The 22,197-nt window shown below is 57.7% G+C and carries 23 protein-coding genes; 11 read left to right on the top strand and 12 right to left on the bottom strand.

Features of this window, described 5'->3' with window-relative positions:
- Nucleotides 1-68 precede the first annotated feature (68 nt).
- Nucleotides 69-956, top strand: a complete 888-nt coding sequence (locus QMZ18_RS35600) for a homocysteine S-methyltransferase family protein (protein ID WP_282611208.1) — start codon at nt 69-71, stop codon at nt 954-956.
- A gap of 108 nt (nt 957-1,064) precedes the next feature.
- Here the strand turns inward: QMZ18_RS35600 and QMZ18_RS35595 are convergent, their stop codons facing one another.
- Nucleotides 1,065-1,475 carry an MAPEG family protein gene (locus QMZ18_RS35595; RefSeq protein ID WP_282611207.1) on the bottom strand — a complete coding sequence of 137 codons (411 nt, stop codon included), beginning with the start codon at nt 1,473-1,475 and terminating at the stop codon, nt 1,065-1,067.
- Nucleotides 1,476-2,176: 701 nt separating this feature from the next.
- Between QMZ18_RS35595 and QMZ18_RS35590 the strand changes: the two genes are divergently transcribed.
- Both QMZ18_RS35590 and QMZ18_RS35585 read left to right on the top strand, forming a co-directional pair.
- Nucleotides 2,177-3,067: a hypothetical protein gene (locus tag QMZ18_RS35590; RefSeq protein ID WP_282611206.1), complete on the top strand. Its 891-nt coding sequence runs from the start codon at nt 2,177-2,179 to the stop codon at nt 3,065-3,067.
- A gap of 151 nt (nt 3,068-3,218) precedes the next feature.
- On the top strand, nt 3,219-4,280 hold the full coding sequence (locus tag QMZ18_RS35585; protein WP_282611205.1) for an Ldh family oxidoreductase: 1,062 nt from the start codon (nt 3,219-3,221) through the stop codon (nt 4,278-4,280).
- A gap of 155 nt (nt 4,281-4,435) precedes the next feature.
- Here the strand turns inward: QMZ18_RS35585 and QMZ18_RS35580 are convergent, their stop codons facing one another.
- From QMZ18_RS35580 to QMZ18_RS35550, 7 genes are all read right to left on the bottom strand, one after another.
- The gene (locus QMZ18_RS35580) at nt 4,436-5,539 is read right to left on the bottom strand and encodes a TRAP transporter substrate-binding protein (protein WP_282611204.1); all 1,104 of its coding nucleotides are present in this window, start codon (nt 5,537-5,539) and stop codon (nt 4,436-4,438) included.
- Between the two features lie 168 nt (nt 5,540-5,707).
- Nucleotides 5,708-6,403 carry a hypothetical protein gene (locus tag QMZ18_RS35575; RefSeq protein WP_282611203.1) on the bottom strand — a complete coding sequence of 232 codons (696 nt, stop codon included), beginning with the start codon at nt 6,401-6,403 and terminating at the stop codon, nt 5,708-5,710.
- Nucleotides 6,404-6,670: 267 nt separating this feature from the next.
- Complete coding sequence (locus QMZ18_RS35570; RefSeq protein ID WP_282611202.1) at nt 6,671-7,456, bottom strand: SDR family NAD(P)-dependent oxidoreductase; 786 nt, start codon at nt 7,454-7,456, stop codon at nt 6,671-6,673.
- A complete protein-coding gene (locus tag QMZ18_RS35565) occupies nt 7,443-8,435 on the bottom strand; it encodes a sugar-binding transcriptional regulator (protein ID WP_282611201.1) in 993 nt (330 codons plus the stop codon). The genes QMZ18_RS35570 and QMZ18_RS35565 overlap by 14 nt, the downstream gene beginning before the upstream one ends.
- A 31-nt stretch (nt 8,436-8,466) precedes the next feature.
- On the bottom strand, nt 8,467-9,927 hold the full coding sequence (locus tag QMZ18_RS35560; RefSeq protein ID WP_282611200.1) for an FGGY family carbohydrate kinase: 1,461 nt from the start codon (nt 9,925-9,927) through the stop codon (nt 8,467-8,469).
- A gap of 10 nt (nt 9,928-9,937) precedes the next feature.
- Nucleotides 9,938-10,906: a transketolase family protein gene (locus QMZ18_RS35555; protein WP_282611199.1), complete on the bottom strand. Its 969-nt coding sequence runs from the start codon at nt 10,904-10,906 to the stop codon at nt 9,938-9,940.
- Nucleotides 10,903-11,721: a transketolase gene (locus QMZ18_RS35550; RefSeq protein WP_282611198.1), complete on the bottom strand. Its 819-nt coding sequence runs from the start codon at nt 11,719-11,721 to the stop codon at nt 10,903-10,905. The genes QMZ18_RS35555 and QMZ18_RS35550 overlap by 4 nt, the downstream gene beginning before the upstream one ends.
- Before the next feature lie 145 nt (nt 11,722-11,866).
- Between QMZ18_RS35550 and QMZ18_RS35545 the strand changes: the two genes are divergently transcribed.
- From QMZ18_RS35545 to QMZ18_RS35530, 4 genes are all read left to right on the top strand, one after another.
- On the top strand, nt 11,867-12,847 hold the full coding sequence (locus tag QMZ18_RS35545; protein ID WP_322097654.1) for an ABC transporter permease: 981 nt from the start codon (nt 11,867-11,869) through the stop codon (nt 12,845-12,847).
- Nucleotides 12,848-12,956: 109 nt separating this feature from the next.
- A complete protein-coding gene (locus tag QMZ18_RS35540; RefSeq protein WP_282611197.1) occupies nt 12,957-13,892 on the top strand; it encodes a substrate-binding domain-containing protein in 936 nt (311 codons plus the stop codon).
- A gap of 26 nt (nt 13,893-13,918) precedes the next feature.
- On the top strand, nt 13,919-15,412 hold the full coding sequence (locus QMZ18_RS35535) for a sugar ABC transporter ATP-binding protein (RefSeq protein ID WP_282611196.1): 1,494 nt from the start codon (nt 13,919-13,921) through the stop codon (nt 15,410-15,412).
- Between the two features lie 19 nt (nt 15,413-15,431).
- Nucleotides 15,432-16,220, top strand: coding sequence for an SDR family oxidoreductase (locus tag QMZ18_RS35530; RefSeq protein WP_282611195.1), 789 nt, complete (start codon nt 15,432-15,434; stop codon nt 16,218-16,220).
- Nucleotides 16,221-16,612: 392 nt separating this feature from the next.
- Here the strand turns inward: QMZ18_RS35530 and QMZ18_RS35525 are convergent, their stop codons facing one another.
- Together QMZ18_RS35525 and QMZ18_RS35520 are read right to left on the bottom strand one after the other, a co-directional pair.
- The gene (locus tag QMZ18_RS35525; RefSeq protein WP_282611194.1) at nt 16,613-16,975 is read right to left on the bottom strand and encodes a hypothetical protein; all 363 of its coding nucleotides are present in this window, start codon (nt 16,973-16,975) and stop codon (nt 16,613-16,615) included.
- Complete coding sequence (locus QMZ18_RS35520) at nt 16,972-17,562, bottom strand: hypothetical protein (protein WP_282611193.1); 591 nt, start codon at nt 17,560-17,562, stop codon at nt 16,972-16,974. The genes QMZ18_RS35525 and QMZ18_RS35520 overlap by 4 nt, the downstream gene beginning before the upstream one ends.
- Nucleotides 17,563-17,730: 168 nt before the next feature.
- Here QMZ18_RS35520 and QMZ18_RS35515 point away from each other — a divergent pair, with 168 nt between their 5' ends.
- Together QMZ18_RS35515 and QMZ18_RS35510 are read left to right on the top strand one after the other, a co-directional pair.
- Nucleotides 17,731-18,054, top strand: a complete 324-nt coding sequence (locus QMZ18_RS35515) for a YbjQ family protein (RefSeq protein ID WP_282611192.1) — start codon at nt 17,731-17,733, stop codon at nt 18,052-18,054.
- Between the two features lies 1 nt (nt 18,055).
- Nucleotides 18,056-18,490, top strand: coding sequence for a YbjQ family protein (locus QMZ18_RS35510; RefSeq protein WP_282611191.1), 435 nt, complete (start codon nt 18,056-18,058; stop codon nt 18,488-18,490).
- A gap of 38 nt (nt 18,491-18,528) precedes the next feature.
- Here QMZ18_RS35510 and QMZ18_RS35505 read toward each other — a convergent pair whose 3' ends face one another.
- The gene (locus tag QMZ18_RS35505) at nt 18,529-19,056 is read right to left on the bottom strand and encodes a hypothetical protein (RefSeq protein WP_282611190.1); all 528 of its coding nucleotides are present in this window, start codon (nt 19,054-19,056) and stop codon (nt 18,529-18,531) included.
- 124 nt (nt 19,057-19,180) lie between these two features.
- Between QMZ18_RS35505 and QMZ18_RS35500 the strand changes: the two genes are divergently transcribed.
- Together QMZ18_RS35500 and QMZ18_RS35495 are read left to right on the top strand one after the other, a co-directional pair.
- On the top strand, nt 19,181-20,659 hold the full coding sequence (locus tag QMZ18_RS35500; RefSeq protein ID WP_282611189.1) for a PLP-dependent aminotransferase family protein: 1,479 nt from the start codon (nt 19,181-19,183) through the stop codon (nt 20,657-20,659).
- A 211-nt stretch (nt 20,660-20,870) separates the two neighbouring features.
- Complete coding sequence (locus QMZ18_RS35495) at nt 20,871-21,596, top strand: HEAT repeat domain-containing protein (RefSeq protein ID WP_282611188.1); 726 nt, start codon at nt 20,871-20,873, stop codon at nt 21,594-21,596.
- A 30-nt stretch (nt 21,597-21,626) separates the two neighbouring features.
- Here QMZ18_RS35495 and QMZ18_RS35490 read toward each other — a convergent pair whose 3' ends face one another.
- Nucleotides 21,627-21,995, bottom strand: a complete 369-nt coding sequence (locus QMZ18_RS35490; protein WP_282611187.1) for a cupin domain-containing protein — start codon at nt 21,993-21,995, stop codon at nt 21,627-21,629.
- Nucleotides 21,996-22,197: the final 202 nt, after the last annotated feature.

Below are 22,197 nucleotides of genomic sequence, written 5' to 3'. Positions count from 1 at the left end.
AGTTTCCAGTAAGCGCTATACCTAGATTTGTTGACCTGTCTTTCCAGCAAAGCAGAGAGGGAACCGCCATGTCGCGTTACGATCAGATTATGCAACGGCTCAGCAACGGCGGACGCGTCCTCATCGACGGCGCCACCGGCACCGAGGTCGAACGGCGCGGTGTCCCGCAACTCGACAACGCCTGGAACGGCGGCGGCGCGCTAAGCCATCCCGGCATCGTGAAGGACATCCACAAGGACTACATTCGCCTTGGTGCCGAGATCGTCATTTCCAACACCTTTGCGACCCATCGGCATGCCTTACAGGACGGCGGTGTCGAAGAGCACTTCGAATTGCTGAACCGGCGCGGGGTCGAGCTGGCGGTCGAAGCGCGAGAGGAGATGCAGCGCGAAGAGGTTTTGGTAGCCGGCGGAATTTCCTACTGGTCCTGGATCGGAAAGCATCCGCCGCTCGATCAACTGCGCGGCGATATCACGGAACAAGCCGCCATCATGCGCAAGGCCGGCGCCGATCTCCTGATGACCGAGATGATGATTGACATCGACCGCATGCTGGTCACGCTCGAAGCGGCCCGGAGCAGTGGCTTGCCGGTTTGGGTCGGTCTTACCTGCGAACCCGGCGAATCCGGGACAATGTGCCTGAGGAACGGCGAACCTCTGATCGATGCCCTGGCGGCACTCAAGGCGAACGACGTTCCCCTTGTCAGCATCATGCACAGCGAGGTCAAACATATCGACGCCTGTCTCGACGTGATGGCCGATCACTGGCCTGGACCGATCGGCGTTTATGCGCATACGGGAAAGTCCGTGAACCACAAGTGGGTCTTCGACGATACCATTCTGCCCGAGGACTACGCGGCGCATTCCAGGCGGTGGCTTGAACGCGGTGTACAGGTAATCGGTGGCTGCTGCGGCATTCGCACCGATCATATGGCCGAACTGCAAAAAGTCGTGTGAGGCAAAAAGCCCAGACGGGCGGCGCGTTGTTTGCAAGAGGTGTCGTTTGAGAAGGACCGCCACGTCGAGAGGGGGATGACGGCGCGGCCCTTCTCTTCATCAAAAGCTTCAGGCGATAGCCTGAAACCCGATGATCAACACGGCAGCCCAGGACACCAGATAAGTCGGGGTGCGGAGGTAAGGAATGCCCAGGGTGTAGACCACGGCATGTACAATGCGTGCGAAGAAGAAAATCTGCGCCCACTGTCCGACGACGGGTCCTGACGCTTCACTCCCCAACAAGGCCACGCCAACCACGGCGGCAACGAATGCCGGCATTGTTTCGACCATATTGAGATGGGCCCGCTTTGCGCGCTCCGCCCAGAGCGGTGGCGCAGGCTGCTCGACCGGAAAACCGGCAGGGTAATTGTTCAAAAAAGTCGGCAGCCCCCAGACGAACACCCGGGCGAGGATATAGGGTGTCCAAAGGAGAACCGTCAGCATCCCGCTCAGCGCGAGATAAAAATAAGCTGTTTCCATGAGTCGTGTCCTTACGATGTGACGCTGTTATCGATCACTTCAAATTCCTTGCCCCGAGTGTCTCTGCAGACCGGGTATTGAAGCCTAGGTTGAGCCACCTGGCAGGGTGTCAGCACTCCCTTCGCCGCGGCGTTCTCTGTAGGTCGGAGGCTTGGACGCGAAATCAACTTTGCGGGCTGGAAACGGGACCGCTGGCAAAGTCATTGGGACGGAATGCAAAACACAGGATCTCTCGACTTAGTGCCTGAACGCTATTCTCGGGTCGGGCAGAAACCTGGATATCCTGACAGCACGTGAAGTTAAGGCGCTTCTCATTATGGATCTGCTTCACAGGGCTTTTGAAGAATACGGGCCGCCAACGGCAGAGAACTAAGATGGCGCAGTCGTGTGTGGAGTGGCAGACACGGCTTTTATTCGACGTCAATCCTTGATAGCTTGACTGCATAACAAATCCTACCGGCGGTCACTCATATTCAGTTCGAAACAGAAGACTTCGGAGCTACCGATCGCAGATTGGATTTGGCATCGTCAAGCAGACGGTTAAAAATGCAGGCAATGGTAACGGCGGCCAGATTTGAGCATTGCAGCTTGCCAAGTTTAGTTACTTGGGAGACCGCCAGATTGCTCTGCTGTAAGGCTTGGCAAGAGTGACGGAGTCCGCGGTACCCACACAACGGAAGTACCGGCCCCGGCTGCCTATTGTGAAGACCGCAATCGACACTTACCTGATCGTATTTGACCGCGTGCGCTTCATTCCCGCAGCGCTGCTTCTACCAGGTGGCTTCGCGCTGCTGTACCTGCTGCTTGAATTCGTGCACTGGCTCATTCAGCAGGATTCGACCGGAATCTATTACACCGAATACGCCGATGTTATATCGCATCTGTCGATTGTAGCCTACGCGCTCATCTACATCACTTTTGCCGTCAACTGGCACTGCATCGTTCTGTACGATCTGGATGCCGGCATCGGGTCCCTGCCGAAATTCCTCACCAGAGTTCATTTGAAATATTTCACAGCTTGGCTCTCGGGCGTTGTCATCCCTTCAGCGGTTTTGTGGGCACTTTCCTGGGCCTGTCTTTGCATGCTTTATCTTTTTTTGTTGATGCTGGACTATCAGCCGGGAACTTCGCCTCTTGATGTCCTGCCTGCAGGTGAAGAAGGCGATGATGGCTCTTCATCATGGCTTCGCGGAAGGATGTCATTCTCCTTTCCCGACTACATCCCCTTATTTGCTATCTTTATCGGACCCGGTCTCGCCTGGCGCGGTTTCTTTCTTCCCGCCGATGCGACGGGATCAAAATATACTCACAGAGAAAACAGTCACGACCGCCACGGACAGTTCCTTTCACGCCTGACCAGCTATTACCTAACCACCTCGCCACTGATACTGCTTTGTTCGTTATATAATTTATTTATATACGACATGGATTATGTACTCGAATTCGAATTTCTTGAAGTTTCAGTTATTGAGACTTTTTTGCGTTTTCTTTTTTTGATGTTTGTCACAACCTTCATTTCTGTCGCCTTCAAAACCACCACTGGGTGGACTCCTGAGCTATCGGAAGCTTCCGAAGACGAAAAGCAGCAATAAGACACCCGTCAAAATTTTTACAGGTACCCTCGCGGCAATCACTCGGGCGGCTTGGAAAAAAGCCTCGCACCGAGAATTGCTTGGAGAGACACCGCCACAGACGATACCCTCGCCCGGAATGCCGCAATGGCAAACAGGGTCCGAATCAGTGATGCAGCCTGCGAGTAAATATGAGGCGGATCTCGTCCGCCAATCCATTCCCCGTGATACGATCGAGAACTGCGTTCGCGGGGTGCTGATGGCAAAGGGCTGCCCGACCGACATCGCAGAGGCCGTAACGGCGCATCTGATCGAGGCCGATGACTCGGGCGTCGAATCTCACGGCACCTGGCGGATCATTCAATATGCCGGCTATTACGACAACGGCTATTTGCAAGCCGATACGCGGCCTGAGTTGTTGAAAAACTCTCAGGGTGCCTGGGAGGTTGATGGCCATGGTGCGATCGGTATTCCCGCCATGCAGCTCGCAACTGCGCATGTGACGGCTGAGGCAAAGGCGAACGGTCTTGCGGCCGTGGCGTTGCGCAACGTGGGACACACCGGGCGGCTCGGTGCTTTTGCCGAAGCGGCGGCGGAGAATGGCTGCCTTGCCATCATCATCGGCGGCGGCGGGCGCAAGAACTGGCGGCTCGTCGCACCTTACGGCGGGGCGAAGGCCCTGCTACCCACCAATCCCTACTGTATGGGGATTCCAGGTGGTGCGCGGGGGCCGGTCATTCTGGATTTCGCCACTTCGGCCGCCGCCGCGGGATGGGTTTACGGTGCGCGCATTGCCGGAACATCTCTGCCCGAAGGCGTGCTGATCGACAAGGACGGTCATCCAACCTGCGATCCGGAAGACTATTTTCGGGGCGGCGCCATCCTGACCGCAGGCGGCGCAAAGGGCTACGCCCTCGCCGTCGTCGCCGAAATGATCGCTGAAGCCATGCTCGGCCCCACCACAACCGAATGCAACTGGCTGATGATCGCCCTCGACTGCAGCCGCTACCGGGAAAGCGGCGCCCTGCAGAACGCCGCCGAGGAAGTCCTGTCCGAGCTGCGCGACTGCCCACCCGCGCCCGGTTTCGACCGGGTCGAAGTGCCGGGCGAGCGCGAACGCGATCAACGTGCCAGAAATGCCGGCAAGGATATCTCCCTGCCGGCGGCAACCTGGAATGAGATCCAGGGTATCGTCGAGAGGCTCGGATTGAATTTAGAGTCGGAACGCTTCTAACCGAGACACGCGCAAATCTGAACCGCCCTCTCGTCGCGAAACCCACCGCAGAGGATGCGGCGAGCCCGGGAACGTACTCACTCTGCACGAAGTCGAAGCTGATGACGATTGCACTGGTCCATTGATCTGCAGGAAGTCGGGCTTGAAAAGCAGGGTCAATCTGAAGCTTTCTCGCGCATGGCCAGGAAGCGCTGGTCGCCAACTGCGCTCCACTTGCGCGCGTCCTGCAGGTAGGAACTGTAGGAAGCGTGGACCTTCTTGGTCATGGCGTCAGTCGCGGCTAAATCTTCAATGACGTCATTGGTTGCCTTGCCCAGTGCGATCACCACCTCGTCCGGCCATTCGCGTAGGATCACGCCGTGTTCCTCCACCAGGGGATCCAACGAGACGCTGTTGTGATATGTGAAGTCGGCGAAAGTCTCGTTGGCCGCCGCTGAACAGGCCGCAGCAACGATGACCTGCAGGTCGCTTGGCAGTGACGCGTAGAGGTCCTTGTTGACCAGCGCTTCGAGGGCGGGACCGCCCTCGTGGAACGCCGGCAAGTAATAGTTCTTGGCGATCTTGTGCAGACCAAAGGCCAGGTCGTTCCAGGGCCCGATCCATTCGGCAGCATCGACTTCGCCGCTCTCCATAGCGGCGAAGATCTTACCCGGTGGCGTTCGGACTGGCATGACACCGAGATGCGCCAGCGCTTCACCGCCCAGGCCGGATATACGCATTTTCAAACCCTGCAGGTCGGCAAGGCCCGTGATCTCCTTGCGGAACCAGCCGCCGGCCTGCACACCGCTGCTGCCTGCGAAGAAAGCCTTTAATCCAAACTCCGCGTAGACCTCGTCCCAGAGTTCCTGCCCACCACCGTAGTAAAGCCAACCGGCCCTTTCCCAGGCTGTCAGACCGAGCGGCAGTCCGGTAAAATAATGCAGCGCCTTACTTTTGTCCTGCCAGTAATAGGGCGTGGCATGTCCCATTTCCGCAGCACCATCGCGCACCGCATCGAAAACGCCGAAGGGCGGCACCAGTTCGCCGCCTGCGTATAGCGTCACCGTTAGTCGTCCACCGCTCATGGCAGTGATGCGATCGGCGAGCCGCTGGGCATTGACGCCGACACCCGGCGCGTTCTTCGGCCACGGCGTGACCATGCGCCATTCGATCTGCTCTTTGGCTATGACGGGTGCCACCAGACTGGTGGCGGACGCCGCGGCGGCTGTTGTTGCAGCTGCGCCCGCGGCAGCACTCTTCAGAAACTTGCGTCGTTTCATGTCGCATCTCCTGCGATATTCTAGTCGTATAAATCTCGAACGGTCGCGATCGCACTTTTATCGGCTGGGTTGTGCTTTGTGATCCTGTCGCAAAACTAGACAAGGTTCCAGTGGGGACTGAATCTTGGCTACGCTTTGGCCTTGCAGGGCTGCGGGAGTGGCCGGCTTCTAACCAATGGGAATCGAAGCGATAGGCTCGACACCAATACTTTGCGCAGTCCGGCGATAGCAGACCAGTTCCACCGCGTCTGGCGTAAAGGATCCAAAATTCGTGGCGCGATTGTCGTCGATGATACGGGCAAAGCCCGCGGGATCTGAGAGCTTTCCGTTCATCAGCAACAGCGACGCATGTGTCGTGTTCCGCACGCGCTCGGGAGAAACTTCGCCGCTGGGAATTGCTATCTCAACATCTTCGAGTGCATGGAATAGAGCCAGACGAAATGGCTGAAGATCGCCGTCCGGCCAACCTTGCACCAAAGCCGATGAATTTCCGCACGTCAGCCCGCGAAGTGTGATGGTCAAGCCTCGCAGCATCGGCAAGAGATCGATCACTCGCTCGACATAAAGCAGGGCATGGTCGTCATCCTGCGCAATGGCGCCCCGATAACCTTCGAGCGAACGCAGCGTCATATGGAAATTGCCGGCATCGTAACAAAGATGTCCGGGACCGGCCCTGGCAATGAGATCAGTGCTAAGCGCCTCAATACAATTCAGAAACGGAACTCTTAGAACAAAGCTTAACCCCCATCTGGTTTCGCCAACGTCCGGCGGCAAGTCAGATGCCATTTCGTTGCGCAACGCCTTATCACGGGCCCGGGACCAGATGCCGTCGTAGATCTCTTTGAGACTATTTTTATAGTTCATGTTGGGGAGAACCGCTGTTGGCTACAAAGGTTTTGCTTAAAATCATAAGCCGCTTAGATAGACACGCGACAGACTAACCATAGTCTTTGATAAAGGGCAGATCCGCGACCGGCAAAGATATCTCCCTGTCGGCGGCAACCTGGAATGAGATTCACCGAAGCGCCGGTGCGTCTGCAACGGATCAGCGGACGCCGAGTGCATAGTATAAGCGACGGCACGGCTTAGCGTAGACCCGTCAAGCTGTGAACCCAACTACCCGGCAAGGCATCAAGACATAATCAGACCGCCATCCACGTTGATCGTCTGCCCCGTGATATATGTCGCGTCGGCGCTGGCTAGAAAGGTAACCAGGCCAGCAACGTCGGCACCGGATCCTGGACGTTTCATTGGGACATTGTTTTCCACCCACGATGCCATAAGCTCGCCGGGACCGTAGTCTCCCAGCATTTCGCCCCAGACTTTGTCGTTGTAGTCCCACATATCTGTTTGGATGATTCCAGGACAGATCGCGTTCACCGTGATGCCCTCAAGGGCGACTTCCTTGGCGAGACTCTGGGTCAAACCCATGACTCCGAATTTCGACGCCGCGTAGTGCGGGGTATAGATGAAACCGTCCCGCGCCTGTCCGGATGCCGTGTTGATGAGACGACCGCCCTTGCCGGACGCGCGCATGCGCGCGATCGCCTCCTGACAGCAGAGGAAGACGCCCTTGGTATTGACGTCCATCGTCGAATCCCACTCCTGCTCGGTCAGGTTCTCAACCTTGGCGATGGTGATGATGCCGGCATTCTGCACGGATATGTCTACGCCGCCAAAGGCGTCTTCGGCCTCGTCGTAGAGGGCCCTGACGGCCTCTTTATCGGTGACGTCACAGACGACACCGCGTGCCGCAATTCCCTCGTCTTCCAGACTCCTTGCGGCCTCAACGACGTTGGACTCCACCGAAGCGATCGCCAATCTGGCACCCTCGTTTCCGAACCGGCGGGCGATGGCCAAACCGATACCTTTGTTGCCGCCAGTGACGACGACTGTCTTTTCCTTAAACCGCTTCATCTTCGACCTCTCCGACAATAGAGTTTTCGGCTCCGGTTAACCGTGCAGCAGTGAATTTGTCCGTGATCAGGAGATCGATCACACCGGTGCAGAGCGCCCCCCTGATTGCGTTTGCCTTGGACTGTCCGCCTGCCAGAGCGACAACCCTCTCTACCTGTCCGAGTTCTTCACGCGAAACCCCGATCACGCGGTCACTGAGCGGCGTCTTCACTGTCCGCCCTTCGGTGTCGAAGAAGCAAAGACTAAACTCACCCACACCCCCGGCATCCGTCACGTCTCGGAGCTCATTCGACGAGAAGACGTTGCCGCTTCGTGCCAGCATCGAGGACGGCTCGATTCCTCCGATCCCCAGGATCGCGAGGGTAATTTTCGGGAAAAGATCCATGGTCTCGCGGACATAGGGGTCGCTCAGCATCACCAGTTTGGCCTCGCGAGACTGGGCGACACCCTGCGCCGCAAGCAGCCGCGGCTCGGCGCCGGTAAGACGCGCGAGACGGGTGATAAGCTGCGTGGCATGGGTCTGGACAGCCGGATCGCCCATGCCGCCGAGCGTTTGAACAATATACTTCGCCTTGCTCGCCTTCCCCGGGTCAATGTTCTGGACCATTTTCAGGATGGTCTCGCTCCAGCTCGATACCCCAATGATCTCATCAGACTGCAGTGTGGCTTCGAGGAAATGCGCAGCCGCCTCGCCAATCCGTGCCATGATCGCACCATCGCGGTCTTCGCTGCATTCGACCACAATCGCTTCGGATAGACCGTAACGCTCCCTTAGCTTTGACTCGAGATCGGTATAGGTCCCCGGAGGCGCAACGATTGTTGTCCGGACGATCTCTTCCTGCTGGGCTTTTTTCAGCATGCGCGAGACGGTGGCCTGGGAAATACGGAGATGCTGCGCAATATCAGACTGGCGGCGGCCTTCAAGGTGGTACATCTGCGCCACTCTTGCGATTAGGCGGAGCTCGTTCAGTCGCGACATAGGGCAGGATCCTCGTTGAAATCGTTGCCGTTTATGACATCAAAGCCCGTTCAACGGAACTCTTCCATTCTGCAAGGGTGCGATCCCGCGCTTCGCAGGCCGGATTGGGCTCGACGCTATGTGCATCTGGAATGAGCGCGGCGATCGCTTCACGGCTCGGCCAGAAACCAGCCGCCAGGCCGGCCAGATAGCCCGCCCCCAGCGCTGATGCCTCGGCGGCGTCACGAATTGCGATTGGGCGTTGGAGGATGTTCGCCAGAATCTGCATCAGGAAGGGATTCTTGGTCGGCCCGCCATCGACAAAAAGCATACCTGCTCCGCCAGACGCTCCCATGGCCTGAAACACATCGTAGACCTGCAGAGCCATGCTATCCGCCGCCGCACGGGCGACATGAGCCGGACCGGAACCAAAGGAAAAGCCTGAGATCAGTCCGCGGGCCTCTGTGCTCCAATGTGGAGCGCCGAGACCGACATGGGCAGGAACGAGTGAAACCCCTGAACTGTCAGGGACGGTTTCAGCGAGCGACATCAAGGCGTCGACACTCCCAAGACCCAGAAGTTCCGCGGTCCAGGGAAAGATCGACGCACTGACGAGGATGTTCCCCTCGAACGCGTAGGTTGGTTGACCGGACAGCGCCCAGGCAATTGTTGTCGTCAATCCCTCTGGCGGCGCCTCGAAACCACCTATCGCCGTCATGATCGACGAGCCGGTGCCGAAAGTTACCTTGCTGTCGCCCGTTGCGAAGGCCCCTTGACCAAAAAGAGCCGCGTGGGAATCACCAATGGCCGACGTAATGGGCACACCATCGCTCAGCCCCGTCACACCGGACGTCACGCCGCGAAGTCCGGAGCTGTCGTGCACTTCGGGCAGATAACCGGCATCCACGCCAAAAAGCTCAAGGAGCGTCTCGTCCCAACTTTGATGCTCTATGTTGAGGAGTTGCGTGCGCGAGGCGTTCGAGGCATCGGTCGCATGCACCGTCCCGCCTGAAAGGTTCCACACAAGCCAGGCATCTACGGTACCAAGGCAAATCTCTTCCGGCCCCCTGCCGCGCGCGCAGTTCTCGATCAACCAGGCGAGCTTTGTCGCCGGGAACATCGGATCGAGCGGCAGGCCCGTGCGGTCCAAAACCAGAGGCCCATGGCCGGCGTTCGCAATGCGGCCACAAGCATCGGCGGTCCGCCGGCACTGCCAGGAAATCACGGGACCAATCGGCTCGCCGGTTTTCCGGTCCCAGGCCAGCACGGATTCGCGTTGGTTTGAAATTCCGATCGCTTCGACAGAGGTTCCGGGCGCGGCCGATAGGCAGTCAAGGATCGCCGAAAGCTGGCTGGACCAGATTTCATTCGCGTCCTGCTCGACCCAACCGGACCGGGGGTGGGCAATGTCGACGGCTGCGGAACCACGTGCAATGACGTCACCGGTTTCGGAAATCAGGATTGCCTTGCTGTTGGTCGTTCCCTGATCAATTGCGAGGATTGCACTGGTCATCGTCTCGTCCCTAATCGCTGTGCCGCTTGCGCTTGACCAGCGCCTCGGCACTTTCGGCAATTCCCTCCGGCGACATGCCAAATTCGTCGAGCAGGAAGTTAGCTGATCCGGTCGGCGCAAAGACACCCGGCACGCCGAGCCGCTTCATCGGCACCGGAAATTCATCGACCACAACCTCCGCTACGGCGCTGCCAAGCCCGCCGAAAACGGTATGTTCTTCACAGGTCAGTATCGCACCGGTTTCGCGCGCCGCTTCGACGATCGCATCACCGTCTATGGGCCGGACTGTCGCCATGTTCAGCACCCGCGCAGATAAACCGCGTTTTTTCAGTAGAGCCGCCGCCGTCATGGCGCGATGAGTGAGTGTGCCGTTGGCAATCAGGGTCACATCCCCTCCGTCGCAAATCCGGTCGGCCTTGCCCAACGCGAATACATGGTCTTCCGGCAACAGGTCGGGCACTCCGACGCGGCTGAGGCGAAGGAAGCAGGGCCCGTCATAGGATTTGGCCCAGGCAACAGCTGCCGCTGTTTCCACTCTGTCTGCCGGCGCAATTACGGGAACATTCGGAAGCGCCCTTATCCAGGCAAAATCCTCTATGGAGTGATGGGTCGCTCCAAGCTCGCCGTAGGCCATGCCTGAACTGATACCCACCAGCTTTACGTTGGTGTCGGAATAGGCCACGTCCGCCTTGATCTGCTCCAAAGCCCGCCCGGTCAGGAAACAGGATGCGGCGCAAACAAATGGGATCTTGCCTCCATTGGCCAGTCCGGCGCCCACCCCGACCATGTTTTGTTCCGCGATTCCGACATTGATCAGCCGCTCCGGCCAGCGATCCTGGAAACCGGAAACCTTTGACGACCCAACAGAGTCGTTGCAGACGACGACCACGTTACGGTCTTCTTCCCCTAGCCGTTCAAGCGTGGCCACAAAGGCGTCCCGGCAATCATGGAGCGCAACATTTGCGGCGGGCGCATTCATGACGCGGTCCCTTCGAGTTCCTTCATCGCCTGCTCATACTGCACACTGTCCGGCACCTTGTGATGCCAGGCCACATTGTCGGACATGAATGAAATCCCCTGCCCCTTGTTTGTGTGGGCGACAACGCATTTCGGCTTGCCCTTCACAACGGTTTCGGATGAGAGGGCCGCACAGATTGCATCCATGTCGTGACCGTCAATCTCCTCTACCGCCCAACCGAAAGCTTCGAGCTTTGGAGCAAAGGGTGCGAGGTTGTTGGTATCCAAAAGGCGCGCGCCTTGTTGCAGGCGGTTGTGGTCGATGATGAGCGTCAGGTTATCGAGACCGAATTGCGCTGCTGCCATGATGGCCTCCCAGTTCGATCCTTCCTGCATCTCACCGTCTCCGGTAATGACGAAAGTACGCCACGCGGCCTTGTCGAGTTTCGCGGCTTTCGCCATTCCAACCGCCACGGGAAGACCGTGGCCAAGCGGGCCGGTATTCGTTTCGATCCCAGGAACCTTCGTACGATTCGGATGACCGTTGAGACGGCTCATAGGCTTAAGGAATGTCGAGATTTCGTCCTGGGGGATAAATCCCCTCTTGGCAAGAACCACGTACAAAGCGTTTGCAGTGTGCCCCTTACTCAGCACGAGCCGGTCGCGATCCGGGTCTTGTGGCTGTTCGGGATTTACGGACAAAATCCGGAAGTACAGTGCGGTGAGAATATCAATGACGGACATCTCACCGCCGACATGCCCGGCCCCGGCTTCGTAGACGGATTGTAGATCGCGTCGCCTTATCCAGTTGGCGATTTGTTCCAGATTCGAGGCCATTTTGCCTGTTCCTGAATATATATTCTTTAATAAGTATTCATGCGTATGTACAAAGTGTCAAGAATACAAATTCTTGACGAAAGCCTTAATTTTCCTCTATCGTATTTTTCATCAAGCGTGAATAAATATACGCAGGGAGGAATGAATGTCGGCAATGACGGACAAGGGGACGCAGAAACGGCCCCTTGTTGAAATGTTTTCGCTGAGGGGCGCTACAGGTCCGCTCATCGGACTGCTTCTGCTGTGCCTTTTCCTCACGTTCGCGACTGATTCGTTTTTCTCGATCCGGAATTTCCTGAACGTTCTGGATCAGATAACCGTACTCGGGATCATGGCCGTCGGTATGACGTTCGTCATTCTGATCGGCGGAATTGATCTTGCCGTAGGGTCAGTTATGGCCCTTTCGATGATGGTCCTCGGTTACCTGAACGTCGAAGCAGGCCTGCCAATGTCGGTGGCCATACCACTCGCATTGGCCGCAGCAGCCATGAACGGCGTGATCGCCGGAGTCTTAGTTACGCAGTTCAATGTGCCGGCGTTCATCGCGACGCTCGCCATGATGTCAATCGCGCGCGGCCTGGCGAACATGATTACGAACGGCTCACAGATTATCGGCTTTCCACCCTGGTTTAATCTGGCGGCAATCATCCGCTACGGCGGCTACCTGACCATGACCGTCGCGGTCATGTTGATCGTTTTCCTGCTCGCGCTGCTTTACCAGCGCTACCGGCACAGTGGACGAACGCTGTACGCCATCGGGGGCAATCCCGAAGTCGCCCGCTTGGCCGGCATCAACGTGAAGCGCACCACCGTCATGGTCTACATGATGTGCAGCCTCCTTGCCGGTCTGGCCGGGATTCTGCTGGCGGCACGTTTGGACTCGGTTCAGCCGAGCTCCGGGGTCGCCTATGAGCTCGATGCCATTGCGGCGGTGGTGATCGGCGGCACCAGTTTATCCGGCGGCACCGGAGGCGTCGGCGGCACGATTATCGGCGTACTGATCATTGGGGTGCTCCGCAACGGCCTCAACCTGCTCGGCGTATCGCCCTTTCTGCAGCAAGTGATTATCGGCACGGTCATCGTACTGGCCGTTGCGGCGGAGACGCTCAAACACAGAAGTAAATGAAACCCGGAGCGCGAACAGATCGCACTCCAACAGCGATGGTCCGAAGTGGTCGGGCTTTCGAAGGTCCTTAGCAATAAGTCGGACCAAATATAGCAAGGAGGAGAAATTTATGAAAACGACATTGAAAGCTCTGCTCGCCACAGCCGTATTGGCCGCAACGACAGGACCGGCACTGGCCGAAGACGTTAAGAAAATTGGTCTTGCGGTCCCTAACCTGCAGGCCGACTTCTTTAATCAGATTAAACTGGGAGTCGAGGGTTACGCCGGCAGCAAGGGGATCGAAGTCATCGTCGTCGATGCCAAGAACGACACGGCCACTCAGGTCAGTCAGGTGCAGGACCTCATGACCCAGGGAATTGACGCGTTCATCTATATCCCGGCCGGTGCCGCCGCTGCGGCAGTTCCAACGCGGCTCGCACGGGCGGAAGGCATTCCAGTCATCAATGTCGACCGCACGCCTGAGGGAGCGCCGGGCGATACCTTCATCGCAGGAGAGAGCGTCGAATCAGCCTACGCGGTCTGTGATCACATTATCAGGTTGAAGGGTGGTGAGGGCAAAATGGCCATCATCCACGGTCAAAAAGGAACCACGCCCGAAGTCGACCGCTTCAAGGGATGCAAGCGCGCCATCGACGAAAATCCCGGCGTTGAACTTGTCGCCCAGCAGTGGAGCCAGCAGTGGTCGCCCGACGAAGGTTTCTCGATTGCACAGAATATGCTTCAGGCCCATCCGGAGATCACCCTGATTTTCGGTCAGGCAGATGGTCTCGCCATGGGCGCTGCCAAAGCAGTCGAGGTTGCAGGCATATCGGGCGAGGTCATTATCGGCGGATATGACGGAGACGTCGCGGCCCTGGAGTATCTCTCGGAATGCAAAGGCCCGTTCTGGGTGACCGCAACGCAGAGCACGCAGCGTATGGGTGTCCTGGCTGTCGACTCCGCGATTGCCGTCGCGGCTGGAAAAAAGGTCCCGGAACGTCAGATCCCGGACGCCGTGCTTACGACCTGCGCGAATTCGCCCAAGTTCGTAGCCAAGCATCCTTAAGAACGGATGGAGTGAACCGCAGCGCTATGACGACTGACGCAACGACGCCAATTCTGTCCCTTCGCGGAATCCGTAAGTCCTATGGGCCGACCGAGGTCCTTCACGGTATTGATTTGGATGTATATGCGGGAGAAGTTGTGGCGCTGCTGGGAGAAAACGGTGCCGGAAAGTCCACGCTTTCCGGCATCATTGCCGGATCGACCGACCCGACCAGCGGCAAGATGACGTGGCAGGGCACGCCCTACGCGCCCACCAGCCCGCGGGAAGCCATCGATCACGGATTGGGACTGATCCACCAGGAGCTGAGACTCCTGCCCCATCTGTCGATTGCCGAGAATGTCTATGTTGGCCGCTATCCGGTGAAGTTCGGACGGGTCGATCGACGGAAAATGGTCGCCGATGCCACGGAGCAACTCGAGCGGCTTGGCCTTAACATCCCGGCCACGCGAAGAGTCGAAGGCCTGTCGACCGCCAATCAGCAGCTTATCGAGATCGCCAAAGCACTGGCGCTGAACGCAAAGCTTCTTATCCTCGACGAGCCCACCGCATCGCTCGGCGGTGCCGAGGTCGAGCTTCTGTTCAAGCAGGTTGAAAAACTCAAAGCCGAAGGCGTGGGCATCATTTACATCTCTCATCGGCTAGAAGAGATCCGCCGCATCGCAGACCGGATCGTGGTCCTGCGCGACGGCGAAAAGGTGCAGGAGTTTGAGAAAGGCGACGTGCCGGTCAGAACCATCGTGGAAAGCATGGTTGGCCGCAGCCTCGAACGAATGTTCCCGGAAATGCCTGCGCCACATGACGAAGTAACGCTCGCTGTCGAGAAACTGTCATCGCCTCGCGGAGACTTCCGAGATGTCAGCTTTGACGTTAAGAAGGGTGAAATCTTCGGGATCGCGGGGCTTGTAGGCGCCGGCCGGACAGAGCTTGTCCGGGCAATCACGGGTGTTGATCCCATTGCGTCGGGTCGCGTCACGATGAACGGCAGCGATATCACGCCGCGCCATCCCTGGGAGGCGATCCGGCACGGCATCGCGCTGGTGCCTGAGGACCGGAAGGATCAGGGTTTGGTCCTCGAGCATTCGATCACTGAGAATATCGGCTACTGCAATAAGGACGCCGTGACGCGCAATGGCTTCGTCATCGGGCGGCTGCTCAACAAATTCGCCAAGCTTGCCATTGGGCGCTTTGGCGTCAAAGGCCAGGGCCACCAGAATGCCAGCGAAATGTCTGGTGGAAATCAGCAGAAAGTCGTTCTGGCCAAATGGCTTGCTCAAAATCCAAAAGTCGTCGTGATGGACGAGCCCACGCGCGGGATCGACGTGGGCGCGCGGTCTTCAATTTATGACATCATTAAGGAGCTTGCCGAGGATGGTCGGAGTGTCATCGTCGTCAGTTCCGACCTTGAGGAGATCCTCGGCGTCTCGAACCGCATCCTCGTTATGGCACAGGGAAAACAAGCCGGGATCCTCCACAAAAGCGAAGCAAACGAGGTGTCCGTAATGGAGCTCGCAACGGCGTGATTTTGAAGGACAAGACAATATGACCGAGATCGCCCTCAACGCCCCCGAGATGTTTGACCTGAGCGGGCGCGTCGCCTTCGTCACCGGCGCAGGCAGCGGAATCGGGCAGCGGATCGCCCTCGGACTCGCCCAATGCGGTGCCGACATAGCGTGTCTTGACCGGCGAACGGACGGCGGGCTGAACGATACGGTCGGGTTGATCGAAGGGGCTGGACGTAAGGCGATATCCATAGCTGCCGACGTTACCTCGAAGACGGCGCTGACGGACGCGGTCGCGAAAACAGAAAGCGACCTTGGTCCGCTGGCTATCTCCGTCAATGCGGCCGGCATTGCGAACGCGAACCCAGCCGAGGAGATGGAGGAAGAACAGTATCAGTCCCTCATGGACATCAACATGAAGGGCATCTTCCTGTCTTGCCAGGCTCAGGCAAACGCGATGCTTCGCCACGGTAAGGGATCGATCATCAACATCGCCTCCATGTCCGGGATCATCGTCAACAAGGGTCTTGACCAGGTTCATTATAACGCGTCCAAGGCGGGGGTGATCCATATGTCAAAGTCAATGGCGATGGAATGGGTCAGCCGTGGTGTCCGGGTCAACTCGATCAGTCCGGGCTACACCGCAACGCCGATGAACACGCGCCCTGAAATGATTCACCAGACCAAGGAATTTGAAACTCAAACGCCGATGGGCCGCATGGCCTCAGTCAATGAGATGGTCGGCCCGGCGATCTTCCTCGCCAGCGACGCATCCTCATTTTGCACCGGAGTCGACCTGCTTGTGGATGGAGGCTTCTGCTGTTGGTAGCCGGCCAATGGCCTTTTGCATGAAGTTGCGGTATCGCGCGTGAACAGGTTCGATGCCGTTCTCATGTTGAAAGCCGACAAACTTGTTCCGCTTCGTCAGGCATATGGTCATGGCTTTCCCTGTTATGACCCTCACTGTTGCGACCAGGATCAGCATGCCGGGTAAGCCGAAAATCCAATGCAAGGAAGATCCGGAAAGACAGCCGGTCCACTCCATGCAGCTAACCCCGGACTAACCATAGTCTTCGACAAAAGGCAGGTGGGCTCCGTCATAAAATGGCGTGCGATAAAAACCCCATTCCCCTTCCTTTCGCGCAGCCCTGGTCTCGACATAACCCGTCCACCAGAACGCCTCGCGATCCTCTTCGCTCAGGTACCCGTCCGAGTCGAGCGTCACCAGCGCGGGGCGTAGTAAACAACGATGAAATTGCCTTCGCTCCCACGTTCGTCGAACTGAAACGGTCCGTAAGTTTTCGCCTTGATGCCGGGCCTCGTGAGGAAGGTTTTAACGGATTCCGTTTCGCCGGTTTGGCCGAAGATCCTCTGAACAGTCTCTTCATGGATGCAATCACTGGGCACACAAGGTAAGGCGCGGAATTCACCGATACGCCCTTCCGTAACAATTCCGAGCAGTTCCGCGGCGAAATCACCCGCGGTCACTTCTCGGGGCCAGAAGTATCCCGCCAAAACCGTCAAACCGACCAACAGCGTAAAAGCAAGTTTGATGCGGCGGAGCAGCTTCATCTTTTCGCTCATCGCGCCGCCAGGCAGGCTGTTGATGCGCACCCCCTCTGCAGCAAACTCCCTTCCGTTTCAGGCGCGATCCTCGGCCGCGACAAAAAGGGTGACCCGTGGAAACGCCATTCTCCGCGATCAAGCGAGATTCGCGTTTCAATGTAGCTTTTCCGCCAGAGCGTCCTCCGGTCCCGCTCTGACAGATAGCCGCGCTCGCCAAAGCGGGCCACGATCGGATCAAAATACAGAAAAAGATAATCGCTGCCGTCCATAAGCTGTTCGAGTGAAAAGGGCTCGTAAACTCTCACCGTAATGTCTGGACGCATAAGAAAGCGTCGCACGAAGCCTTCCCGGCCATCGGACCCAAAAACCTGCTCGACAACCTGCTCGTCAATGCAGCCCGCAGGTTGACAAGGCAGAGCCTGAAAGGCGTCAACACGCTTTTCAACGATCATGGTCCGCAAACGCGCGGCAAAGTCACCGGCTGTCTGATCCGACTCTCGCGGCCAAAAATAGCCGATCACAACTGGTACACCGCAAACCAACAGGAATGTTAGCTTGAGCCAGGAGGCATATTCCCGCAGGTTTTTCATAAAGGCTTCAGCCACCCCGGCAATGCCATCGTTTAAGGAATCTTGTCAGCGAAACTCAAACCCAGCCGGCCCGAGTCTTTCTGGCGTTCAACACCTCAAACAGCTTTGCTCAGGGATTCGCCTCCTGTAAAGAATGTTGGCTTTTTCTACCGGAAATAGCCGGTTTAACTTAGGGGTCAACTAATGCTGACAAACATCGACCATGCACCGGGCTGGCGCATTGTAGAGCACAAAGGCCTTGTGCAGGGCAGTACCGTACAGTCCAAGCACATCGGCCGCGACATCTTTGCCAGCCTGAAAAATATTATCGGTGGGGAGCTCAAGGGTTACACCGAACTGCTTGAAGAAGCCCGGAACGAAGCTTTGCGGCGCATGATGACCCAAGCCAAGGAGACCGGCGCGAATGCCGTCTTGAACGTCCGCTTCTCCACCTCGACCATCACCGCCGGCGCCGCCGAGATTCTCGCCTATGGCACCGCAGTGCTTGTAGAGCGCGAGGAGGCCTGACGTGGGTGCCGTTCTTTACTTCGTCATTCCAATGGCCTTGCTTGCCGCCGGCCTGATCATCGGAACCTTCAATGAACGGCGGCACTATAAATCGATTCAGCAGCGAGAAGAGCAGTTTCAGGCGCTCATGGTTTTTGCGGGCAAATCGCTGCCCGAGGGATTCGATGCCGTAGAAGTGACACTTGTCAGCGGCGGCACGGTCGTCGCGGAAGACCGTTTCAAGGCATTGCTCGCCTGGTTTAGAAACATTATCGGCGGCCGGATCAAGAGCTATGAGAACCTGCTGGAGCGCGGGCGCCGGGAAGCCGTTCTCCGCATGAAGGAAAAAGCCGCCGCCGAGGGTTTTTCGATCATCGTCAACACCCGCTTCGAAACCGCAAGAATTTCCCAGGGTGTCGAGATCTTCGCTTACGGAACGGCGGCGAAAGCGCGTTAACACTCGTGCCTTAAACTGATCGGCAAGTATCGCAACAATTATGCCAGTTCGTTTAATCGCGACTTTGCCCAGTCACGGGCAGCGCGATTGTCCTCCGAAACGAAGTTGTGGTCTTCGTCGCGATCGATCTCCATCTGTGCGGCTAACACGATTGCCTCCAGAACCGTTTGACGCTCCCCCTCCGGCCAGGCGTCGAAGTCAGCACGAACAAGCCGGTCGACGATAACCCAGGGTTCTGCAATCCAACCGTAAGCGGGTTTAGAAAAGTAAGCGGCAAAGAAACGCGGCAACAGAAACTTCATTGTCTGCTGCGACCCGATCGTCGTCATGACACAGAACATGAGGCGATCGAGTTCTCCATTGCTCAGCGCGTCGAGATTCTTCCCGCGCAGCTTTGCCAGTTCTTCGAACCGCAGCGATGACGCGTGATAGGTCTCGCCCGACCAGAGGTCATGCTGCCGAGACGCGAATACGCGCGCCAACTCAATGACGATGCTTTGTGATGATTCTGGCAGGTGGCCATATGCCACCTCGATGCGGCGATCGTTCTTATTCTTTCTGCTCATATCCCAACTTTCTCAGGCAGGCTTTTTTACAGCAAGGTCTCCACCTCGCCATCAAAGAAACTCCGTTCGGGGTCCGCACTGCCAAAGGCTTTCACCACCCTCGCGCGGCGGCTATTCTCTCGCCATGAACATCAGCGTCAGCCATATCTTCCTCAGTGAGAACAGCGCCATCAGCCTGCAGATGCGCCTGCGGGAAACCATCTCCGGGGCAATCTGGTCCGGTCGCTTTGCGCCGGGGGACAAACTGCCCTCGACCCGGGCGCTGGCACAGCATCTCAAGATCGCGCGGATCACGGTCTCCGCCGCCTATCAGGAGCTTGTTGCCGACGGCTATCTCGTCTCGGCGCCGCGCAGTGGTTATCTCATCTCGGAGACCCCGCCAAGCCTGCGGCTGGTGGCGGACGACAGCCAACGGGAAGAGACCGCCAAGGTCGATTGGGCACAACACCTGCCGCAGGTCTATGCAGAGGTCGCAGAGCAGGTCAAGCCGGCCAACTGGCGCGCCTACCGCTACGCTTTCGTTTATGGCCAGGCAGATCAGAGCCTGTTCCCGCACGACGCCTGGCGAGACTGCGCGCGCCGGGCGCTCGGCAAGCGCGATTTCGATGCCGCGGCGGGGGACTTCCGGGACGCTGACGACCCCATGCTGGTCAAGCAGATCGTCATGCGCAGCCTGCCCGGCCGTGGTGTCGCCGCCCGGCCGGAAGAAATCCTGGTCACCCTCGGCGCACAGAATGCACTCTGGATTGTGGCCCACCTGCTGATGTCGCACCGCGCTCAGGCATTCGCCGCAATCGAAGAACCCGGCTATCCGGAGCTGCGCGAGATACTGCGCCTCTCAGGGGTCAAGGTTGCGCCGGTTCCCGTCGACCGGGAAGGCATGTGCGTGGAGGCGATTCCCGAGGGTGTACAGGTGGTCTTCATCACCCCGAGCCATCACGCGCCGACCGGCGTCAACATGTCGAGATCGCGCCGCCGCCGGTTGCTGGAGTTGGCCGAAGAATGCGACTTCATCGTGGTCGAGGACGACTACGACTACGAGATGAACTACCTGAAACCGCCCCTGCCCGCCTTGAAATCGATCGACCGCCAGGACCGGGTGATCTATCTGGGCAGTTTTTCCAAAACCCTTTTTCCCGGACTGCGCCTCGGCTATATCGCGGCAGCGGAAACCCTGATCACAGAAGCGCGCGGTCTGCGCACGCTGGTGACCCGCCATCCGCCGGGCATCACACAGCGCGCCACCGCCTATTTCCTGGCGCTCGGCCACTACAACGCCCACGCCACTCGACAACGCAGCGAGTTCAAGGCCCGCTGGCTCATCCTGGAAAAGGCATTGGAAGCCGCAAGCCTGAAGGTCGTCAACAAGGATACCATCGGTGGTGCGAGTGTCTGGCTGGAATTGCCGGAGGGGATCGACAGCGTCGCACTGGCGGACGAGTTAAAGAACGACAGCGTCCTGATCGAGCCGGGCGCGCGTTTCTTCGCGTCGAAGACACCGCCGCGCAATTTCGCACGTATCTCCTATTCCGTGATCCCGAAGGACCGGATCGAACAGGGCGTCAAACTGATCGCCGATGCGATCGGGCGCTGGGACGGATAACGGACTGCCCTCAAACGAGACAAGAGAGATCAAACCATACAGCTTTTAACCACCGTCAGCTGGTTTCAGAAATGTGAGCAATCATCGCCATCGAGCCGACGTCAGGACTCGATTTTAGAGACTTTTCTGTAATTTCGCTCGATATCTGACCGCAACCACAATATGCTTCGTGACATCCAAAATCTAACGATGCATTTGGCATCGAAATACCATGTCCCCCGAAAATATGATTGAAGCGATCCTCGCAGGCGAGGACGTTGACGCGTTCGAACTCATTGGCGCGTTTTACAGAGGCTACCCAGTCAAAAATTTGTCCAAACTGCTTTGCTCGAATTACAAACCAGCCGTCGCGGCAGGCGCATATATCGCTAACCAGATTGGAAATATGCTTCAGCCTTGTATTGATGAACTGACGGTGCTGCTTAACGACGAATCAGTACAAATCCGGTCAGATGTAATTTTTGGTTTGGGAGCTTGCGCTAACGTAAGACATGAAGAGGCGCTGGGAAGATTACTCCTGGCGCTGGGCGACCCTGACCCCTTTGTCCACCGTGCGGCAATACTCTCCATTGCACGGAACCGGGATGACACGCGCCTGGCTTACGGCGCCCGGGCTGCCGCGAAACTGGCACCTGGAACGGTATTCGAAGAAATCGCGGAAGTGTTTCGCTCCTCGGAAAGAGTCGACACGGAAACTCTGAAGCAGCTCATCCGACATCAGAACCCAATAGCGAGGCGGTTTGCGGTTGGAGTGGCATGCAGGGCCGAGATTATTTTAGACGCTGAACGTCTCGCAATTGTTGAAAATTGCAATGATGAAAAAGGGCGTTTGGTCCTTAACGAAATGCGCAGGCGCCCCAAGCCAATCGGAGCAAGAATCGCCTGCATCAGCTTTACCCCGGAAGATCGTCACCCCACACTAAGGTTGGTAGAGTGACGATACCCGGTTCCCAAACTACGCCGCGCATTACGCTTCGTGCGAACGGATTACAAAATGCTTGGTGGTGGTTTCGATGACGTCCCAGAAACCCCGGAAACCGTTCGGGATCAGGAAGGCGTCGCCTGATTTGAATTCTCGGGCGAAGCCTTCATCGTCGATCAGGCGGCAGTGGCCGGCAATGATGTAGCAGAATTCGTCACGGTCGGTGAAGGCGTGCCACTTGCCGGGTGTGCTGGTCCAGGTACCGGAGACCAGGGCACCGTCTTCGCTCTCAAAAAAGAAACGGGTGTGATGCTGCGGATCGCCCGAGACGACGCGCTCGGCGTCAAGAGTGCGGCGGACCTCGCGCTTGGGTTCGTCACTGAAGGCAGCGACGGCGAATTTTCTGTCGGTCATGATGGTACCTTCCGGCAGGATGGTAACTGACGCATCTTGCGTTCAGATTGGTATAAGACGCTACAAAGCACGAAGGCGGGATTTCACCCGCCTTCGTTTTTTCGTCTCTGCGGGTAACAGCTTAGAGAGAAGGCTGTGGCCGCATGTCGTTGGGGTCGATGCCTGCGACGGCGACAGGTTTCTTCATGGCGTCGCGGCGGAA

It is taken from the genome of Pelagibius sp. Alg239-R121 (assembly GCF_947331435.1).
Taxonomy (GTDB): Bacteria; Pseudomonadota; Alphaproteobacteria; order Kiloniellales; family Kiloniellaceae; genus Denitrobaculum.
Note: the sequence above shows the minus strand (reverse complement) of the source record. Positions and strands in the feature narration are given on the sequence as shown.

Coding starts and splice junctions, on each gene's coding strand:
- QMZ18_RS35600 (WP_282611208.1), top strand. CDS start 69: ATGTCGCGTTACGATCAGATTATGCAACGGCTCAGCAACGGCGGACGC.
- QMZ18_RS35595 (WP_282611207.1), bottom strand. CDS start 1,475: ATGGAAACAGCTTATTTTTATCTCGCGCTGAGCGGGATGCTGACGGTT.
- QMZ18_RS35585 (WP_282611205.1), top strand. CDS start 3,219: ATGCAGCCTGCGAGTAAATATGAGGCGGATCTCGTCCGCCAATCCATT.
- QMZ18_RS35580 (WP_282611204.1), bottom strand. CDS start 5,539: ATGAAACGACGCAAGTTTCTGAAGAGTGCTGCCGCGGGCGCAGCTGCA.
- QMZ18_RS35575 (WP_282611203.1), bottom strand. CDS start 6,403: ATGAACTATAAAAATAGTCTCAAAGAGATCTACGACGGCATCTGGTCC.
- QMZ18_RS35570 (WP_282611202.1), bottom strand. CDS start 7,456: ATGAAGCGGTTTAAGGAAAAGACAGTCGTCGTCACTGGCGGCAACAAA.
- QMZ18_RS35565 (WP_282611201.1), bottom strand. CDS start 8,435: ATGTCGCGACTGAACGAGCTCCGCCTAATCGCAAGAGTGGCGCAGATG.
- QMZ18_RS35560 (WP_282611200.1), bottom strand. CDS start 9,927: ATGACCAGTGCAATCCTCGCAATTGATCAGGGAACGACCAACAGCAAG.
- QMZ18_RS35555 (WP_282611199.1), bottom strand. CDS start 10,906: ATGAATGCGCCCGCCGCAAATGTTGCGCTCCATGATTGCCGGGACGCC.
- QMZ18_RS35550 (WP_282611198.1), bottom strand. CDS start 11,721: ATGGCCTCGAATCTGGAACAAATCGCCAACTGGATAAGGCGACGCGAT.
- QMZ18_RS35545 (WP_322097654.1), top strand. CDS start 11,867: ATGTCGGCAATGACGGACAAGGGGACGCAGAAACGGCCCCTTGTTGAA.
- QMZ18_RS35540 (WP_282611197.1), top strand. CDS start 12,957: ATGAAAACGACATTGAAAGCTCTGCTCGCCACAGCCGTATTGGCCGCA.
- QMZ18_RS35535 (WP_282611196.1), top strand. CDS start 13,919: ATGACGACTGACGCAACGACGCCAATTCTGTCCCTTCGCGGAATCCGT.
- QMZ18_RS35530 (WP_282611195.1), top strand. CDS start 15,432: ATGACCGAGATCGCCCTCAACGCCCCCGAGATGTTTGACCTGAGCGGG.
- QMZ18_RS35525 (WP_282611194.1), bottom strand. CDS start 16,975: ATGAGCGAAAAGATGAAGCTGCTCCGCCGCATCAAACTTGCTTTTACG.
- QMZ18_RS35515 (WP_282611192.1), top strand. CDS start 17,731: ATGCTGACAAACATCGACCATGCACCGGGCTGGCGCATTGTAGAGCAC.
- QMZ18_RS35505 (WP_282611190.1), bottom strand. CDS start 19,056: ATGAGCAGAAAGAATAAGAACGATCGCCGCATCGAGGTGGCATATGGC.
- QMZ18_RS35500 (WP_282611189.1), top strand. CDS start 19,181: ATGAACATCAGCGTCAGCCATATCTTCCTCAGTGAGAACAGCGCCATC.
- QMZ18_RS35495 (WP_282611188.1), top strand. CDS start 20,871: ATGTCCCCCGAAAATATGATTGAAGCGATCCTCGCAGGCGAGGACGTT.
- QMZ18_RS35490 (WP_282611187.1), bottom strand. CDS start 21,995: ATGACCGACAGAAAATTCGCCGTCGCTGCCTTCAGTGACGAACCCAAG.